This is a genomic window from Exiguobacterium sp. R-39, from assembly GCF_049942815.1.
Classification (GTDB): domain Bacteria; phylum Bacillota; class Bacilli; order Exiguobacteriales; family Exiguobacteriaceae; genus Exiguobacterium_A.
This window is the reverse complement of sequence record NZ_CP187965.1, coordinates 2,879,469-2,896,190: the sequence shown is the minus strand read 5'-3', so window position 1 is coordinate 2,896,190 and position 16,722 is coordinate 2,879,469. Positions and strand designations below refer to the sequence as shown.

The following is a 16,722-nucleotide window of genomic DNA, read 5'->3' as shown; positions in this document are numbered from 1 at the left end:
CTTTCAAAGGTTAGCGTAATGGGCAGTACAATTCCGACCGTTATGTTTGCCACCGACATAGAGAGCATGATCCGCTTGCCGGAGCGATTCTTCGAACGATCGTTCCGATGGAAATTCGACGGTATCGACGCCAAGACTGATGGTGATGGATAAGCGATGTCTATCGACGACGAACGGCCGGTCGAGGACGGCATGCCGGATTTCTTCGGCGAAATCGATTGCTTGTTTCTGTGGAGATTGACTGAGTAACAGGACAAATTCTTCTCCGCCGTATCGAGCCGCGAAGACGTTCTGCTTTTTCTGTTGCACGGCCCGGATCCTGCGACCGAGTTCACGCAGAACAAGGTCACCGACCTTATGTCCATACGTATCGTTAACATGTTTGAAGTGATCGATATCAAATAAGATGATCGACAAGGGATAACGGTCAGAGGCAAATTGCTGTGCCCCTTCCTCGTAAAAGGCACGACTGTTGGCGAGCTCCGTCAAAGCATCAGTCCGGCTCTCGGCGTACAGTTGGTATGTTTCCCGTGAACGGTGCAACACCCGACAAAAAATACGTAACAAACGCGAAATCTCGTCCGCACTTGTCGCATCATAGGCATCCGCGGTTTGATGAAATAGGATGATCGATACATCGACATCTTCGTTTGTGATGGATGGAATCGCAATCATCGAATGACGGTCAACGGGTAAGTCAATTTTAATGTCCGTCCCCCAATCGCACCGAAGACCATGGATGATTGGTGTTTGCAGCTGCTCGGCCTTCAGGGAATGGAATAAAGGCAGGACATCGATGATTGTTTTCGTCCGGATATTGTAAATGGTTTGCTTACGCTGTTGCTGAATTGATATCCAACCTTCCGAAAAATCAATCAGATACGGCAAGTCGCGTAATAAGGAGTCAATCGTTTCTTGTTCGAACTGGGAAATCAGCAGATGTTCTTTGGCGTCATCAAACCGTTTGGCTTTTTCATTCGCTTCGATTGTTTCCCCATGCTGTTGGAGCAATCGTTTGAATAAAAATAAGATCAGCGTCGAGACGGAAGCGGCGATGAGCGGGTTCTCATCATAAAACCAGATTCCGAGCAGAGCACTTAAGATACTGATACCGTAGACAAGTGTCTGCAGACGGACAAGGCGCACCCAATCATATTTCAAATATAAGATGCGGTTGACGAACCGGCATTGGAGGTAGGAAACGATCATGACGGTCGTTAAATATCCGAGAAGCGGAAGGAGTGCTCTCGAGTAAGTAAAGTCAGTTCCAATCGGTCCGCCGAGTACTAAATAGACGAGTGACGGAGAGGCAAGATAAACTAAATCAAACAGAGCATTGATCGGATATAAATATAAAAAACGTTGACGGCGAATTTCTTTTTTATGAGAAAAAAACTGAAAGACGAAGATGCCGATTTGGCTGAGAAGAATGGATGGCCATAATCCGTAATTAAGAAAGATGAATAAAATGATCCCTTCCTGAAACGTATAGTAAATGCCTCCACGACGAACATTATCGAACTGGAACAAGATGATGAGTGCTAGAAGATAAGTGGCATTGCCAAATGAGAGCGGAAAGTCGATGAGTGTAGGATGTGTAAGTAAAATGAAGGTAAGCAGACTAGCAACGAGACACAAGACAAGCCAACTGTTTCGTGCGACTTTTTGATAGTAGACCATGATGCGTCTCCCTCCTTTAACAGTCCTTCCCTACTTATACCCGTTTTGTGGAAATTATGATAAGGGATTTACAAAAAAATAAGGTTGAGAGAATGCAGTGAATTGCGTATAATGTGAAAGATATCAAACAATCGATGACGAAGAAAGTAGCGATATGATTTAATCGACCAGCGAATCAGGGATCGGTGAAAGCCTGAACAGATTAGACCATCGTGAAACGCACTTCCGAGATGCTATCCGAATCCATGTGATCAGGCCTAGCCGGGGGAACCCCGTTATCCCCGTTAAAGTGGGTGTCGTACCGTCGACACCAAGAAGAGTGGTACCGCGGTCATTCCGTCTCTTTGCGTGTTGCGCAAAGGGCGTTTTTTATTGGAAAAAATAAACTGTTTGGAGGAAACAAAATGAGTTACAAGCAACAATATGCCCAAGTATTACATGATGTGATTGGTGATGCATTGTCACAAGAAGAGATCGAACAGTTGATTGAACAACCAAAACATGAGGATCACGGCGATCTGGCATTCCCATGTTTCCAACTCGCAAAAGCATTCCGTAAAGCACCGATGATGATTGCAACGGAACTGGCTGAGAAAATCGATAATTCACTGTTCTCGAACGTGCAGGCAGCTGGACCGTACGTGAACGTCTTCTTAAACCGGGAAGTTGTTTCGCGTGAAATCATTAAACGTGTTTTAGAAGAACAACAAGCTTACGGATCAAGCGAAGCGAACGGCAAAACAATTGTGACTGACTTTTCATCACCGAACATCGCAAAGCCGTTCTCGATGGGACATTTACGTTCGACAGTCATCGGAAATGCGCTGAACCAGATTTCACGAAAAAAAGGATATGATGTCGTCGGCATCAATCACCTCGGAGACTGGGGAACACAGTTCGGGAAATTGATGGTCGCCTACAATATGTGGGGCAAGGAAGAAGACGTCCGGGCTGAACCGATCAAAGAATTGCTCAAACTGTACGTGCGTTTCCACGAAGAAGCGGAAGAAAATCCGGCTCTTGAAGATGAAGGTCGTGCTTGGTTCAAGAAACTTGAACAGGGTGACGAACAAGCAACAGCACTTTGGACGTGGTTCCGTGAAGTTTCGCTCGTCGAGTTCAACCGTGTCTATGAAATGCTTGGTGTCAGCTTCGACAGTTTGAACGGCGAAGCCTTCTATAATGATAAGATGCAGCATGTCATCGACTTATTGGAAGAAAAAGAGTTGCTCGTCGAGTCGGAAGGCGCAATGGTCGTCGACCTCGAAGCAGAAGGAATGCCTCCTGCCTTGATTAAGAAAAAAGACGGGGCGACATTGTATGCAACACGTGATTTGGCTGCTGCCGTCTATCGTCTTGAGACATACGGTTTCGAGCAGGCCTTTTACGTTGTCGGTGGTGAACAGGCCCTCCACTTTAAACAGCTGTTTGCTGTTCTGAAGAAACTTGGCTTTGAAAATGTCGACGGTATGCACCATGTCCCGTTTGGTCTGATTATGAAAGACGGGAAAAAGATGTCGACGCGTAAAGGACGGATTGTCCTTCTTGAAGAAGTGCTTCAAGATGCAATCAATGTCGCGAAACAAAATATCGCCGAGAAAAATCCGAACCTTGCCAATGCCGAACAGACGGCACGCGAAGTCGGTGTCGGTGCTGTCATTTTCCACGATTTAAAAAATGAGCGCATGAACAACATTGAATTTGATCTCGAACAAATGTTGAAATTTGAAGGGGAAACCGGTCCATACGTCCAATATACAAATGCACGGGCAAATTCATTGTTACGTAAAGGCGAATACGATGGATCAGCTTTTGCGGGTAGCGCAGATGACTATTCATGGGGTGTCGTGTCGATGCTGAACCAGTTCTCGGCAGTGATTGACCGGGCGTTTACACGTCGCGAACCATCGATCATCAGCCGTTATGTCCTCGATTTAGCTCAAAGTTTCAACAAATATTACGGACAGGTTCGTGTCCTCGAAGACGATGCGGAAAAACAATCTCGCCTCGCGCTCGTAAAATCGGTTACGATTGTATTGACGGAAGGATTACGCCTGCTTGGTGTCGGCGCTCCTGAAGAAATGTAAGATAAATCAATTAAAGATGGGGTTATCATATGAACAAAGAGACAATGGAACGGTTACAGCACGCATCTACACAAATGAATCAGGAAGACTTGGCTGCATCCATCGCTTTTATTGCTGACTTTCACGGAAAGGTTGCCACGTGGCTTCCGGGTGAATCAGTCGATTTCATCTTAGATTTCGTGACAGCACCAGGAGCCGATCAAATTGCTCCGATCAGCGGTGACGCACTCGATACGAAAAGTAACTTCGAGTTCTTCATGGAAAAAAAACAGACACGCAAAAAACTCGGTGAGTTATTGGCGTTATGGAAAGCACCTCGTACGAAAGAGACATTGAATCAAATTGATGCCATCGGTCTAAAAAAATGGTTGGCACGCAATGAATTTCGTTCGGAAGACAAGCCATGGGATTATTTGAACCGCCTTCATGTGCTGTTATTCCTCGATCAAATGACTACGGTCATCGATGATCATCAGTTGACGACATTGTATGAGCAACTCGTTCGGAAAACACCGGTACCGACTAGCTTCGTCCGTCGTCAAGGGGAAGTCCGCCGTGTCGTGAATCAGTTCGCCGATAAAACAGAATTTACACAAGTCGATTTAGTTCGCGCTTCACTCGTGCGTTTTCTGTAAAAGAGATGACGACAAAATCCCCCGCTTCATTCACGAACTGTAAATGAAGCGGGGGATTTTTCATGTCAGGTATTCATTTGACTTGATGAAAGGTGATGGTTTCGGCAGTCGTATCGTATAGTAACCATTCGCGTTCGACCAGAACCGGTCCGACGTTGATGGCGTAACGGCCACGTTTGATGGAAATCGGGATATCATGATGAATCGCTAGACGTTTGCCCTCTTTGAATAGTCCGTGCACATGACTGTGTCCAAAAAATAAGAGTCGGTCGGGATAAGCGGATGTATCGGGCGTCAGATCATAGCTCCATTTCAATTGGTCACCATGAATGAACAAAGCGGACGTGATTTGTTTTGTCCGTTCCGACATGCGCAGCTGATCGAGATAACTGGATATCCCTGCTGGAATCAATGAAAACAAGCGTTCTTCCTGGTTTCCAAGCAATGTCTCAAAAAAAAGCAATTTCAAAAAATCCGGATCAAGCGTCACGATTTGTTCGATTTCTTCAAACGTATACCGTTTGGCCCGCTTTTTTCCGATGTGACACTCATGGACATCCCCAAGCGAAAAGACAACGGCTTGCGGAGCCGTCTGTTGAATATCTGTCAACACAGCACGTGTATCGGATAGTGAACTGTGCAAATCCGTGATGAGTGCATACTGCATCTGGCATCGCTCCCTTGTACTAAGAGTATACCCCGGGTTTCATGCGGCTCATCCTATTTTTGATTAAGCCGGGTCGACCGTGACACCGCGCTCGGCAAAGACCACTTTTGCAACTTCGAGTGCATTGAGGACACGCGGGAAACCGGTATAAGGGACAAGATGCATGATGGCTTCAACAATCTCATTTCCTGTCAATCCAGTGGTTAAGCCGGTATTAATATGAAGGGCAAGCGTTATCCTTGATGGTGGATATACAGCGCAATAAGCATGAAAAAAACCCCTTTCTCCAATCGGAATAAGGGGTTTTTTTGTACTTAACGGAAATTGAGGAACTGGACGTCGACCGATAATGGTAATTCGCGGACGATTTGCATGACTTGTTGCAAGTCATCGCGCGATTTGCCTGTGACACGGATTTGATCGTCTTGAATCTGAGTTTTGACTTTGAGTTTGGATTCCTTGACGGCATTGTTGATTTTTTTAGCATCATCACGATCGATGCCGCTTTTGAGAATGACGCGTTGACGGACCGTGTTTCCGGCTGCCTGCTCGACTTTTTCGTATTGCAGGTTTTTCGTCGGGACTTCGCGCTTGATGAGTTTCGCTGTCAGGACATCTTTGACTTGATCGAGTTTAAAATTATCATCTGAAATCAGAATCAAATCTTCTTTCTCGAGTTTCATGTCGCTTTTTGATCCTTTGAAATCAAAGCGGTTCGTGATTTCCTTTAAAGCGACCTGCATCGCGTTTTTGACTTCCTCGATGTTGATTTGTGACACGATATCAAATGAATTGTCTTTTGCTGCCATAAGAATCTCCCCTTTCGTTCCACAACCATTTTAACATATTTGTCCGCAGATGCTTTGACTTCGTGTCGAAGTTTCGGCAAAAGAAAATGGAAGAGAAACAGTCGAATCGTTCATCTGTATGAAATTTTGTTATAATGAAAACCATGAAATGAAAGGGGTGCATGGCTTTGAAACAAACAGCAGATATGTTGACGCTCACACCAGAAGAGCTGGATGAGCGGTATGCCTATAAAGGATCAGATTTAGGAGCAACATTTGATGAAAAAACGATACGGGTCCGTTTATGGGCACCGACGGCTGAACGTGTCGTGATTCGTTTGTACCGGACATTGCGGGCAAGGAAAGTTGAAGAACTTGAATTGGCGGCGGATCAGCAGGGGACATTCGTCGTCGAACTGGATCGTGCTGTGTATGAAGGTTACTTTTATACGTTTCAAGCCAGCATCAACGGACAGAAAGTCGAAGCGGTCGATCCGTATGCAAAAGCAGTCGGGACAAACGGTAAACGGGGAGCATTAATCGATCCGTCCACCACTCAACCCGAGCGTTGGATTGAAGAACGCCCTCTCTTCCATTCGTCACAAGATGCCGTCATCTATGAATTACACGTTCGGGACGCGACGAGCCATTCGGCGAGTGGGGTCATCGAGCGGGGAACGTTCCGCGGATTGACGGAAGCCGGGACACGAACACCATCAGGCGGATTGACAGGTCTTGATTACCTGACGGATTTAGGTGTGACACATGTCCAATTGCTTCCGATTTATGATTTCGGTTCAGTGAATGAAGCCGCACCGAACGATCCGGATAACTACAACTGGGGATACGATCCCGTCAATTATTTTGCGCCGGAAGGATCCTATTCGTCGAATCCGGATGATCCGGCAGCGCGAATCCGTGAATTAAAAGCCTTGATTCAAGCCTTGCATGACCGGGGCATTCGTGTCGTGATGGATGTAGTCTTTAATCACGTCTATGATGCGGAAACGGCACCACTTGGCCAATTCGTTCCGGGTTATTTTTTCCGTCAGGCAGCAGACGGAACACTTTCGAACGGGAGTTTTTGTGGAAATGACACAGCATCAGAACGTTTCATGATGCGTAAGTTCATTCTTGATTGCGTGACGTACTGGGCGAAAGAGTATCATCTGGACGGATTCCGGTTCGACTTGATGGGCTTACATGATATCGAAACGATGAATCAAGTCCGCCATGCACTCGACCGGATTGATCCATCGATCTTGATTATCGGGGAAGGATGGGATCTTGACACACCACTTGCAGCCGATCAAAAAGCCAACTACTTTAATGCGCCGCAGATGCCGGGAATCGCTCATTTCAATAACGGATTACGTGACGGTGTCAAAGGTGACGTTCAGACACCGCTTGACCGCGGATTCATCAGCGGAGCTTTCGAGCGGACAAATGAAGTCAAACGGGGCATTGCCGGAAACGTCTCTTCGCAAGGATTTGCGGATGAACCGAATCAAGTCGTTTCTTACGCGGAAGCCCATGATGATTTAACGATTTGGGACAAATTGTCCGTGTCACGGCCGGAAGATACGGATGAAGTCCGCCGAAAACGACAAATGCTTGCGAATGCCATTATCTTAACCGGACAAGGGATTCCATTTTTACATGCGGGACAGGAGTTTTTCCGGACAAAAAACGGCATTCGGGACAGCTTCAACTCCGGAGAAGTCGTCAATCAACTCGATTATGAACGGGCAGAAGAGTTCCGGTTCGGCGTCGAGTATGTCAAAGGATTGATTGCGCTGCGGCGTCAGTATCCGATGTTCCGTCTCGAAAACACCGCCATGATCCGCAAACATCTCCGCTTCCTCGAAGAAGGAGAAGGCATCATTGCTTACGAATTGAAGCGGACATATGAAGGGTATGTTGAACGTCAGCGGGTGTATCACAATGCGACGGAACACGATGTGACAATCGAGTTACCGGGCGGCGAGTTCGAAATTCTCGTCGAAGAAGGGGTTGTAAAAATCCATGCCCCTCGTCTGCATGAAGAAAAACAGCTTGTCGTGAAGGCTTTGTCGACGACAGTCATTGCCGAACGGAAAGCAGACTATAAAAAATATGCAGTGGCAGGCGGCGCCGCACTGACGATTCTTGGTTTGTTGTATGCAGCGAACAAACGGCGTAAAAATAATAAATGATGAGTCTTAAGCAACGAGGCAATTAGAAGAATCGGAGTTCACTGATGTGGGCTCCGATTCTTTTTTTTTAGAGCCGCATCCCGCAACGTAACAGTCATGTTGCGGTGTCATCATAATGACTTAATGATTTTTCATGTTTGCTGTTTTAATTCAGAGCTTCCGGGAACATACTATAAGTAGTATTTAGAGTGCTGGTTTTTTTGAAAGGATGTATTTTATGTTTGGCTTCAATGATATCTGGAAATTTTTCTTCTCGTTTTTTTTGTTATTACCAATCGTCACGTTAATTCATGAGATGGGTCATTACTTTTTCGCACGTCTGTTTGGCGGGAATATGGAAATCAATATCGGATCGGGGAAATCGTTGTTACGTGTTGGCCCCATCCGCTTGAACCGTATCTATTTCTGGGACGGATGGTGTCAGTATGAGGCACTTCGTCATGAAAATAAATTTACGAACATTACCGTCTATGCCGGTGGAGCTATTTTTAATCTGGCGAGCATCCTGATTGTAAACGGTTTGATTTATGCGGGTGTCTTCGAGGCTTCGATTTTTACGTATCAATTCGCCTATTTCTCGTTCTACTTCATTTTCTTCTCGCTGTTTCCGATTGATCATCCGAACGGTTATCCGAGTGACGGAAAAGCGATCGTTAATGTATTCCGTTATGGAAAATCAGAATATAACCCCCAATCGTAATCATAAGCAAAATATGCCCTTCTTTTATGCGACCAGCGCACGAAAGAAGGGCATATTGCATCATTTGTCTTCTGAAGATGTATCATCCGCAGAAGAAGAGTCGGATTGTTCTGTTTCTAATTCGACCAGTTTTTGTATCAAAATATGCCGTGGCATGTGCATTAACTGTTCGAGCGGCACATTGAGACGTTTCGAAAGTTCAACAGCTGTATCAGCAGACAGTTGTAGGGGTTTCATAGTGTGTGTACCTCCTTTTTGTTTCCTTTAAGTATACAGGACATGCTCTTCGAGCGCATCGACAGTAGCTAGAAATGAAGAAGGTTGATACCGTAGGGAGTAGGAAGTGATGCGTATGTATAAACCAGCCGCTGAGCTGTTGTTCCATGAATCTGTTTCACTTTTTGACCGATTTGGCGATGATCTGATTTTATACCGGGATCAAGGCGGATTTACAAAATGTGATTTGGATTTGAGAATACGGTGGGAGACAGCATGTGCGTATGTTCCGTTCACGTGGTTCTTTGAGCCGGACGGATACCGTGTGTTCATCGTTTTTGAAGAAACTTCATTGTTTGGTTTACTCGATTTAAGAGACGGACGTCTCCAATATATGAATCGCCCCATCCTCTTTGCTGATGCCTGGTTCAGTAATCTGTATGAATGGCGAGACAATCAGATTTTTATGTACTCGGCTGAGACCGATGTCGTGCGTTATTGTTTTGAAAAACAGGAAGGAACTTTTTCGGATTATGACGAAGCTCCTCTATTAGGACGTTTGATTGAACGGGGGTATCATCCGCAGTATGCGTTCGAACGTCTGCTCGCACCTGGAACGATGATTTCCTATGATGTGAATCAATCACGTTATGTCATTTGGGATGCGTTTACGGAACAGGAACAGTTGATTCCGTTTTCCGAGTATGACGACTATTTGTTGGTCGACAGCCGGAAAAATCTGTTTTCTGTCACGGATGCCAATCGATTTTATCTGTACGAAAAAGAGCAACTGAAATTTAAATTTGATGGGTGCCAGTCATCGATCCTGTTAAAGACGGTTTTACTGGATGAATCGGCGCAACGTCTGGCCATCGTCTCGACGTCGGCGAATTTCGGAAATACGTGGCTCCAGATTTTTCAAAAGACGTAAACACATCCTTTGTCGTAGCGGGCGAAGGATGTGTTTCTTGTATAGAGAGAGGAAGATGACAGATGGAACGTTTTGGTCAATACGTAGTGCGCTTTCGAAAAGGCATCAGCGTTACCTGGGTGGTGCTGTTGCTGATTCTTGGTTATTTTGCGGTGCAACTCCCGGATCAGCTGAAGGGAAACGGCTTTACACGGGACGGAGAGTTTCAACAAGTCGAACGCACGTTAGAAAAAGAATTTAAGCAGGACCCACACCAAATCATCGTTTTGTTTGAAGGGAAAACAGAAACCATCCGGCAGGAGATGCAGCGTCACGTCACGGCGTTTCGGACCATCCAAGGAGTGGGACAGGTTATCGGTGTCCAGGAAAATCCGGAAGCTTTAAAAGACGGAAAAGGATATGTCTCGATCGGGATACCGGACATTGACCCTTCCTGGGTGAAGGCGGTGCAGGAAAAACTGGATCCGCAAGACGGCAATACGATTCGCCTGACAGGAGAGCCGTTGATCGTCGACGATTTGAATACCGCATCGAAAAATGATTTGGTCCGGGCGGAATTGATTGGCGTACCGGCAGCGTTACTTGTCTTATTTCTTGTTTTCGGGACGCCGCTTGCTGCCATCTTGCCGCTCATCATGGGACTCGTCACGTTCATCTTCGGAGCCGGAACGTTGTATTTCATCGCCGGACAACAGGAATTGTCCATCTTTGTCTTAAATGCCGTAGCGATGATTTCACTGGCCCTCGGAATCGATTTTTCCCTGCTTTACGTCAACCGGTTCCGGGAAGAACGGGCAGCCGGACGGTCGATTACGGCAGCAGCGGAAGTTTCGGTTGCGACGGCCGGACGATCGATTTTATTTTCCGGGATTTGTGTGTTCGTCGGACTGGCGGGCTTACTTGTCATTGATGTCGATGTGTTTCAAGCAGTTGCGATCGGCACGCTGGTTTCGGTACTGGGCGCCGTCATCAGCGCTGTGACCTTACTTCCGGCCCTGCTCGCACTACTCGGGGGCAGTCTGGAAAAAGGGCGGATTTTTAAAGCGGATTCGGAGCAGGGGGAAGTCCGATGGCGTAAGCTCGCCCGGTTCGTCATGAAACGTCCGGTTGCCATCACCCTTTTTTCACTCCTTCTTCTTTTGCCGTGTTTAATTCCGTTGCGCGATTTGGAACTGAACATTCCGCAAGCAAGCGCGTTACCGGAAGATTATGAATCACGCCTCGCTTTTGAAGCGTGGGAAAAAACCTTTGGCGACGATGGGACCGATGCCGTCGTCTTGCTAAAAGCTGATTTTCAAACGGAACAAGGTGTCGAAAAACTGGAAGCGTTGACGACACGACTCGAAGCAGATGACGGAGTAAGCAGTGTCATTTCAGCGACGGCGCTGGCGGAAGCGAATGGACAGACCGTGACCCAGCTTGCTGCGAACGAACAGGGAAAAGAACAGTTGGCGCCTTTGATTACGTTTGATCAAGGAGTTGCCCGGATCAATGTCAAGCTGACGGGAGATCCGGGAGACAAGAGTTCACAAAAATGGGTCCGCGACGTGCGAGACCAAGGATACCAGGTCGGGGGACCGGCAGCCTTTAATCAGGAAATCTATGATGAAATCTACTCAAAAATGCCGCTCGCGCTAGGTCTTGTCTTACTTGCGACATTCATCATCCTGTTGTTTGCGTTCCAGTCGATTTTGATTCCGATCAAAGCCATCTTGATGAATCTACTCAGCCTCGGAGCAACATTTGGTCTGCTCGTCATTTTATTTGAATCGGGCTGGGTTTTCCCGGCCGAAACAATCGGTATCTTAACCCCTGTGTTCATCTTCTCGCTTGTTTTCGGATTATCGATGGACTACGAAGTATTCCTCGTCTCACGAATGGAAGAATACTACGATGAGACCGGGGATAATGACCTCGCAACGGAAATGGGACTGGCGAAGACGAGTAAAATCATCACCTCCGCCGCCTTGATCATGATTGTCGTCACCGGTGCATTTGCGTTTACCGGCGTCAGTCCGATTAAACAGCTTGGTGTCGGAATTGCTTTGGCGATTTTCATTGACGCGACGATCGTCCGGATGTTCCTTGTTCCGGCACTGATGAAGCTGTTCGGACACTGGAACTGGTGGTGGCCGGGCGGACGGCGAAAACGAAAATACCGGATCTGATCATCGTTCAGAACATCAGTGAAGCACATCATTAGTCATTTAAAGCAGGGCGAGCGTATACTGACGATATTCAAGTTAAGATTTCAGAGGAGGATATGCTTCAATGGCTAATGAAAAGATGTTTGATACGTTTACACTTCCAAACGGAGTGACCCTTAAAAACCGGATTATGATGGCGCCGATGACGAACTACGCGGCGGAAGAAAACGGTGAAGTTTCAGAAGCGGAGCTTGCATACTACGCAGCACGTTCAGGTGGAGTCGGTGCAGTCATTACAGCATGTGCCAACGTCACAGCAGACGGTCAAGGATTCCCGAACGAGTTTGGCGCAGAGCGCGATGAATTGATTCCGAGCCTGAAACGTCTCGCTACAACAATCCAAGATCAAGGCGCAAAAGCGATTCTGCAAATTTTCCACGCGGGTCGTATGGCACCACCGGAACTCGTCGGCGGACAAACAGTCAGCGCAAGTGCAGTAGCACCAGAACGTGAAGGCGCAATGACACCACGTGCACTGGAAGCAGCAGAAGTCGAAGCGATCATCGAAGCATTCGGTCAAGCAACACGCCGTGCGATGGAAGCCGGATTTGACGGAGTGGAAATTCATGGTGCGAACACGTACTTAATTCAACAATTCGTTTCTCCGCACTCGAACCGTCGTGAGGACAAATGGGGCGGAAGTCTTGAAAAACGTCTTGCTTTCCCATTAGCTGTCGTCGATGCCGTCGAAGCCGTTGCAAAAAAAGATCCATCGTTTATCGTCGGTTATCGTTTCTCACCGGAAGAAGTTGAAAATCCGGGAATTACACTCGATGATACGATGCAACTCGTTGATGCACTTGCGAAAAAAGATCTCGACTACCTGCACGTTTCCGTCATGGACTTCTTTGCAGGATCGATTCGTGATCAAAACGAAACACGTTCGCCAATCAGTCTCGTACAAGAACGTGTCGGTCAACACGTTCCGGTCATCGGTGTCGGTTCACTCCATACACCGGAAGAAGTCGAGCGTTCACTTGAAGTCGTGCCACTCGTCGCTCTTGGCCGTGAGTTAATCATGGAACCAAAATGGGTTGAAAAAGTAGAAGCTGGCGAAACGGAATCGATTCGGACAGAACTCGATCCGTCGGCACAGTCTGAACTCGTCGTGCCGGATGCACTATGGCAGGGAATCACGAGCCGTCCAGGCTGGTTCCCAATCAAACAAACAACAAAATAAGAAATACGAAAAGGAGCAACTCAGAATTCTGAGTTGCTCCTTTTTTAGTGTCAGTAAGCGACTTCACCCATCCGGACACCACAAAAACGGTGCAGTTCAACGGGATGATCCATGTTCGTCCGGTCGAACATATCCTGCAGTAATAACGCACAGATGTAGGCATCTTCCTTCGCATCGTGATGCTTAAAAGATACACCTAAAAACTCCGCCATCGTATTTAGCTTATGGTTCGGCAACCACGGATAAAGCTTCCGTGACAATTTGACCGTACAACCATACTGAAATGTCGGCATTTGATATAAGTCATATTTTTGAACCGCTTTTTGGAGCGCACCCATATCGAAAGCTGCATTATGGGCAACGACGAGCTCGGCCTGTTCAATTAATTCAAACAAGCCGTGTGCCGCCATTGCTTCCGGTAAGGCCGGTGCATCCCAGACGTCACTCGGGCGAATGCCGTGGACACGGATATTACCGGCATCAAAGTCTTCTTCCGGATTGATTAAGACCTGCTTGCTTGTGAGGACTTTCCCAGCGGATAAAACAGACCAGCCAAAGGCACAGATGCTGCGGCTGTTCCGGTTCGCTGTTTCAAAATCAATCGCCAGTGTATAACGTTCCATATCATCTCTCCTTTTTAATCAGCATACCGTATTTCGATTTAGAATGCATGTTCGTCTTTTCGTTTAATCAAAAAGTCCGTCTGTCTTTGAGACAGGACGGACTTTTTGATTATTTAGCCTGTACCGCTTTTTCTTGTGCTTCAGGTTCCGTATACGCATCGGGCTTAAAGAGCATGATCCGGTCACGGTAGGCAAAAACGACAGCCGTCAAAACGGCCATTAAATCAGCAATCGGGAAGGCGAACCAAACCCCTTGTACTCCAAAAAAGATAGGTAAAATCAGGACGAGTGGAATCGTATATAAGGTCTGCCGCGAGAGCGACAGGAACAAGGCGATCCGCGCCTTGGCAAGTGATTGATACATTCCGTTGATGATCATCTGAATCCCGTAAACGAATGAAATTGCGAATAAAATCCGCATCGCGGTCGAACCTTCATTGAGTAATGTCACATCTTCCGTAAACATTCCGACCCAAAAACGGGGGAACAGCTGGATTAACAGCCAAAGCGTGATCGACAGGCTCAAACCGTAGCGAATGGCCAGTTTGATTGCTTGTGACATCCGATCAAACTGTTTCGACCCGAAATTGTAGCCGACAATCGGCTGCATCCCTTGGACGATTCCCATGATTGGCATTCCGACAAGTGCCATGAACTTATTGATGACGGCAAAGGTCGCAAGTTCCGTCGTACCGCCGTAGCGGACGAGCATATGGTTGACGGTGATGAATAAGATGGACTGTGACACTTGCATGATGAAAGACGATGAGCCGATCTGTCCCATCCGACCGACCAGTTTGGGATCAAACCGAAAGGCTTCACGGTCAAGGACAAGACTTGTTTTTTTCGCTTTCGTAAAGAAAAACCTGAAAATCAGAACGGAACCGACGATTTGCGCGACGACCGTCCCAAGTGCAGCCCCTTGAATGCCCCAGTCGAGTCCGAAAATAAACAGGGGCGTCAAGACGATGTTGATGGCGACTGTCGTCAGCATGACACGCATCTGATAACTGGCACGTCCTTCTGCCCGAAGCATGGCGCTCGAAGCCATCGTCAACATGAAGAACGGGGAACCGAGTAACAGGACACGGAGGAAATCAATACTGTATGGCATGATTTCCGGTGTGGCACCGAACACCTGTAACAACGGTTCGACGAAGATGAATGCCGTGATAATCGCAAGCATACTGACGACGAAAACGGTCATCAGGACATTTGCATAGGCACGACTGGCACCTGCCAGATTTTTTTGACCAAGCCGCTGAGAAGCAATGGCCGCACCGCCGATTCCAATCGAGTTCGAGATGGCCATCAAGACGAGCTGAACGGGGAACGCAATGCCGACAGCCGCGACGGCAACCGTCCCGATTCCTTGTGCCACAAAAATCGTATCGACAATATTATAGAGAGCAGTCACAAGCATCCCGATCATCGCCGGGAGCGACAGGCCGATCAGGAGTTTGTTGATGGGTGCTTCTCCCAAACGAGCCGTATTTTTATTCATCATCAGGAGAGCCTCCTTTTTTTCAAAACAGGGACATGGATTTTCATTCAGATTAGTCGCTTCAACAACCGGATGCAAGTAATCGAATCAGGCAATGTGCAAAACGATCAAAAGACACTCCGCCGATTGAAGACGAAGTGCCTGCTTGAGATAACACGACTGGTTAAGATGGGGTCGGAAGATACCCTTTTGAGTATTCAAAAGCGATGAAGAGAATTGCACCAAGAGCCAGGTAAGCGAACAACGTAATCGTCTGTTGTTTTTTCGGCATTTGATGATACTCAACCGATTTTTCAGCTTCGAGTAACGGTTCAATCCGCTGGTCCAGTCGACGCAACAAGGCATCGTAATCATTAGCCGAATCATATTGGTAACGAAGCAAGTCATCGGCAGCACTTTTCGCTTCTTCCGGACTCGCACTCCGTAAATCCTGGAGGTCGTGTCGGAGTGACCAGGCGATCGGATCATAGGTCGAAACGGGTGCATCGTCTGGTTCGTCGACGGTCGAGTCCGTCACAGTTTCCGTTGCTGCCAATTGTTCCTGTTCGACTTTCGCTTGCAGGACACGGCTGCGTGCAGCACGGTATAACATTAAAATCGATTTATTGTCTTCGTATTGTTTCGCAAAACGGTATCGCTTCCAGACGGCACTTCCGCCGAGAAACGCGATCAATAACAAGATGATGCTGAAGTGTGTCACACCGTATGCAATCAGGGCGGCGAGACCGGCGACCCAAACGACAATCGGCAGACCGGCTAAAATCCGTCCGCCGTCAAGCGGACTGACGGGCAACAGGTTGAACAGGTTCAGCAAGGCCCCTAAATGGAAGATGACAAGCCAAAAATCGTTTCCCGTCACGGCGTATCCGATCAAAAGCGGGATGAGGGAGAGTAATCCGGCAAGCGGACCGCCATATGCCAAAATTGCTTCTTGTTTCGGGGTCCGGAATGTATCCTTGATTCCGATGACAGCTCCCATGAACGGAACGAAAATCGCCGGTCCGGTCTTGAAACCAAGCCGTTTGGCTGCTGCGAGATGCCCCATCTCATGAATGAACAGGAGATAAAGCAATCCGACACCAAACCAGACGCCAAAAATTTGTGCATAAAACAATAACGAGATACCGAACGAGATTAGCGTCCCGCCGAATTTAGAGAACTTTAAGAGAGCGAGCAGCACTTTACCTTTTGAGAGCAAAAATGCTCCGGCGACGGCTAAGCCTCCCCAACGTTTTTTATCCATCGTTCATAACCTTCTTTCATCATCTGACTCCTGTCTCTAGTGTACGCCAAAAGACGGGGGAAGGTT

General features: G+C 47.3%; 14 protein-coding genes, 1 pseudogene and 1 other annotated feature. Of the genes and pseudogenes, 7 read left to right on the top strand and 8 right to left on the bottom strand.

The features are described from left to right. Nucleotides 1–3 precede the first annotated feature (3 nt). A complete protein-coding gene (locus ACP26N_RS15120; RefSeq protein WP_131973489.1) occupies nucleotides 4–1,680 on the bottom strand; it encodes a GGDEF domain-containing protein in 1,677 nt (558 codons plus the stop codon). A 125-nt stretch (nucleotides 1,681–1,805) separates the two neighbouring features. Continuing rightward, nucleotides 1,806–2,027, top strand: a binding site (T-box leader). Nucleotides 2,028–2,084: 57 nt separating this feature from the next. Between ACP26N_RS15120 and argS the strand changes: the two genes are divergently transcribed. Both argS and ACP26N_RS15110 read left to right on the top strand, forming a co-directional pair. Continuing rightward, on the top strand, nucleotides 2,085–3,767 hold the full coding sequence (argS, locus tag ACP26N_RS15115; RefSeq protein ID WP_131973488.1) for an arginine--tRNA ligase: 1,683 nt from the start codon (nucleotides 2,085–2,087) through the stop codon (nucleotides 3,765–3,767). A gap of 29 nt (nucleotides 3,768–3,796) precedes the next feature. Beyond that, nucleotides 3,797–4,402, top strand: a complete 606-nt coding sequence (locus ACP26N_RS15110) for a hypothetical protein (RefSeq protein ID WP_131973487.1) — start codon at nucleotides 3,797–3,799, stop codon at nucleotides 4,400–4,402. Nucleotides 4,403–4,475: 73 nt separating this feature from the next. On the opposite strand, the gene ACP26N_RS15105 is transcribed toward ACP26N_RS15110, so the two are convergent. The 3 genes and pseudogenes from ACP26N_RS15105 to ACP26N_RS15095 all read right to left on the bottom strand — a co-directional run bounded on the left by ACP26N_RS15105 (nucleotide 4,476) and on the right by ACP26N_RS15095 (nucleotide 5,878). Continuing rightward, the gene (locus tag ACP26N_RS15105) at nucleotides 4,476–5,069 is read right to left on the bottom strand and encodes a metallophosphoesterase family protein (RefSeq protein WP_131503480.1); all 594 of its coding nucleotides are present in this window, start codon (nucleotides 5,067–5,069) and stop codon (nucleotides 4,476–4,478) included. Between the two features lie 63 nt (nucleotides 5,070–5,132). Further along, nucleotides 5,133–5,300 (bottom strand): annotated as a pseudogene (locus ACP26N_RS15100) (carboxymuconolactone decarboxylase family protein); the annotation flags it as partial. A gap of 83 nt (nucleotides 5,301–5,383) precedes the next feature. Next, complete coding sequence (locus ACP26N_RS15095; RefSeq protein WP_026827201.1) at nucleotides 5,384–5,878, bottom strand: YajQ family cyclic di-GMP-binding protein; 495 nt, start codon at nucleotides 5,876–5,878, stop codon at nucleotides 5,384–5,386. 161 nt (nucleotides 5,879–6,039) lie between these two features. Between ACP26N_RS15095 and pulA the strand changes: the two genes are divergently transcribed. Next, the gene (pulA, locus tag ACP26N_RS15090) at nucleotides 6,040–8,052 is read left to right on the top strand and encodes a type I pullulanase (RefSeq protein ID WP_131503479.1); all 2,013 of its coding nucleotides are present in this window, start codon (nucleotides 6,040–6,042) and stop codon (nucleotides 8,050–8,052) included. Between the two features lie 217 nt (nucleotides 8,053–8,269). Further along, entirely contained in the window at nucleotides 8,270–8,752 is a 483-nt protein-coding gene (locus ACP26N_RS15085; protein ID WP_131503478.1) for a site-2 protease family protein, read from the top strand. Nucleotides 8,753–8,812: 60 nt separating this feature from the next. Here ACP26N_RS15085 and ACP26N_RS15080 read toward each other — a convergent pair whose 3' ends face one another. Further along, nucleotides 8,813–8,989 (bottom strand): YycC family protein, encoded by a 177-nt coding sequence (locus ACP26N_RS15080; RefSeq protein WP_114596622.1) that lies wholly within the window; start codon nucleotides 8,987–8,989, stop codon nucleotides 8,813–8,815. A 115-nt stretch (nucleotides 8,990–9,104) separates the two neighbouring features. Here ACP26N_RS15080 and ACP26N_RS15075 point away from each other — a divergent pair, with 115 nt between their 5' ends. From ACP26N_RS15075 to ACP26N_RS15065, 3 genes are all read left to right on the top strand, one after another. Further along, on the top strand, nucleotides 9,105–9,899 hold the full coding sequence (locus ACP26N_RS15075) for a hypothetical protein (RefSeq protein ID WP_255508391.1): 795 nt from the start codon (nucleotides 9,105–9,107) through the stop codon (nucleotides 9,897–9,899). 62 nt (nucleotides 9,900–9,961) lie between these two features. Beyond that, a complete protein-coding gene (locus tag ACP26N_RS15070; RefSeq protein ID WP_131503476.1) occupies nucleotides 9,962–12,067 on the top strand; it encodes an MMPL family transporter in 2,106 nt (701 codons plus the stop codon). 103 nt (nucleotides 12,068–12,170) lie between these two features. Continuing rightward, on the top strand, nucleotides 12,171–13,286 hold the full coding sequence (locus ACP26N_RS15065; RefSeq protein WP_131503475.1) for an NADH-dependent flavin oxidoreductase: 1,116 nt from the start codon (nucleotides 12,171–12,173) through the stop codon (nucleotides 13,284–13,286). Between the two features lie 50 nt (nucleotides 13,287–13,336). Here the strand turns inward: ACP26N_RS15065 and ACP26N_RS15060 are convergent, their stop codons facing one another. The 3 genes from ACP26N_RS15060 to ACP26N_RS15050 form a co-directional block, all read right to left on the bottom strand. Further along, nucleotides 13,337–13,909, bottom strand: coding sequence for a 3'-5' exonuclease (locus ACP26N_RS15060; RefSeq protein ID WP_131503474.1), 573 nt, complete (start codon nucleotides 13,907–13,909; stop codon nucleotides 13,337–13,339). A gap of 109 nt (nucleotides 13,910–14,018) precedes the next feature. Then, nucleotides 14,019–15,416, bottom strand: a complete 1,398-nt coding sequence (locus tag ACP26N_RS15055) for an MATE family efflux transporter (RefSeq protein WP_131503473.1) — start codon at nucleotides 15,414–15,416, stop codon at nucleotides 14,019–14,021. 160 nt (nucleotides 15,417–15,576) lie between these two features. After that, nucleotides 15,577–16,656, bottom strand: coding sequence for a site-2 protease family protein (locus ACP26N_RS15050; RefSeq protein WP_131503472.1), 1,080 nt, complete (start codon nucleotides 16,654–16,656; stop codon nucleotides 15,577–15,579). Between the last annotated feature and the right edge of the window lie 66 nt (nucleotides 16,657–16,722).

What these genes read in the sequence shown, in the direction of transcription:
- ACP26N_RS15120 (WP_131973489.1), bottom strand. Translation starts at nt 1,680, where the DNA reads ATGGTCTACTATCAAAAAGTCGCACGAAACAGTTGGCTTGTCTTGTGT.
- argS (WP_131973488.1), top strand. Translation starts at nt 2,085, where the DNA reads ATGAGTTACAAGCAACAATATGCCCAAGTATTACATGATGTGATTGGT.
- ACP26N_RS15110 (WP_131973487.1), top strand. Translation starts at nt 3,797, where the DNA reads ATGAACAAAGAGACAATGGAACGGTTACAGCACGCATCTACACAAATG.
- ACP26N_RS15105 (WP_131503480.1), bottom strand. Translation starts at nt 5,069, where the DNA reads ATGCAGTATGCACTCATCACGGATTTGCACAGTTCACTATCCGATACA.
- ACP26N_RS15095 (WP_026827201.1), bottom strand. Translation starts at nt 5,878, where the DNA reads ATGGCAGCAAAAGACAATTCATTTGATATCGTGTCACAAATCAACATC.
- pulA (WP_131503479.1), top strand. Translation starts at nt 6,040, where the DNA reads ATGGCTTTGAAACAAACAGCAGATATGTTGACGCTCACACCAGAAGAG.
- ACP26N_RS15085 (WP_131503478.1), top strand. Translation starts at nt 8,270, where the DNA reads ATGTTTGGCTTCAATGATATCTGGAAATTTTTCTTCTCGTTTTTTTTG.
- ACP26N_RS15080 (WP_114596622.1), bottom strand. Translation starts at nt 8,989, where the DNA reads ATGAAACCCCTACAACTGTCTGCTGATACAGCTGTTGAACTTTCGAAA.
- ACP26N_RS15075 (WP_255508391.1), top strand. Translation starts at nt 9,105, where the DNA reads ATGTATAAACCAGCCGCTGAGCTGTTGTTCCATGAATCTGTTTCACTT.
- ACP26N_RS15070 (WP_131503476.1), top strand. Translation starts at nt 9,962, where the DNA reads ATGGAACGTTTTGGTCAATACGTAGTGCGCTTTCGAAAAGGCATCAGC.
- ACP26N_RS15065 (WP_131503475.1), top strand. Translation starts at nt 12,171, where the DNA reads ATGGCTAATGAAAAGATGTTTGATACGTTTACACTTCCAAACGGAGTG.
- ACP26N_RS15060 (WP_131503474.1), bottom strand. Translation starts at nt 13,909, where the DNA reads ATGGAACGTTATACACTGGCGATTGATTTTGAAACAGCGAACCGGAAC.
- ACP26N_RS15055 (WP_131503473.1), bottom strand. Translation starts at nt 15,416, where the DNA reads ATGATGAATAAAAATACGGCTCGTTTGGGAGAAGCACCCATCAACAAA.
- ACP26N_RS15050 (WP_131503472.1), bottom strand. Translation starts at nt 16,656, where the DNA reads ATGGATAAAAAACGTTGGGGAGGCTTAGCCGTCGCCGGAGCATTTTTG.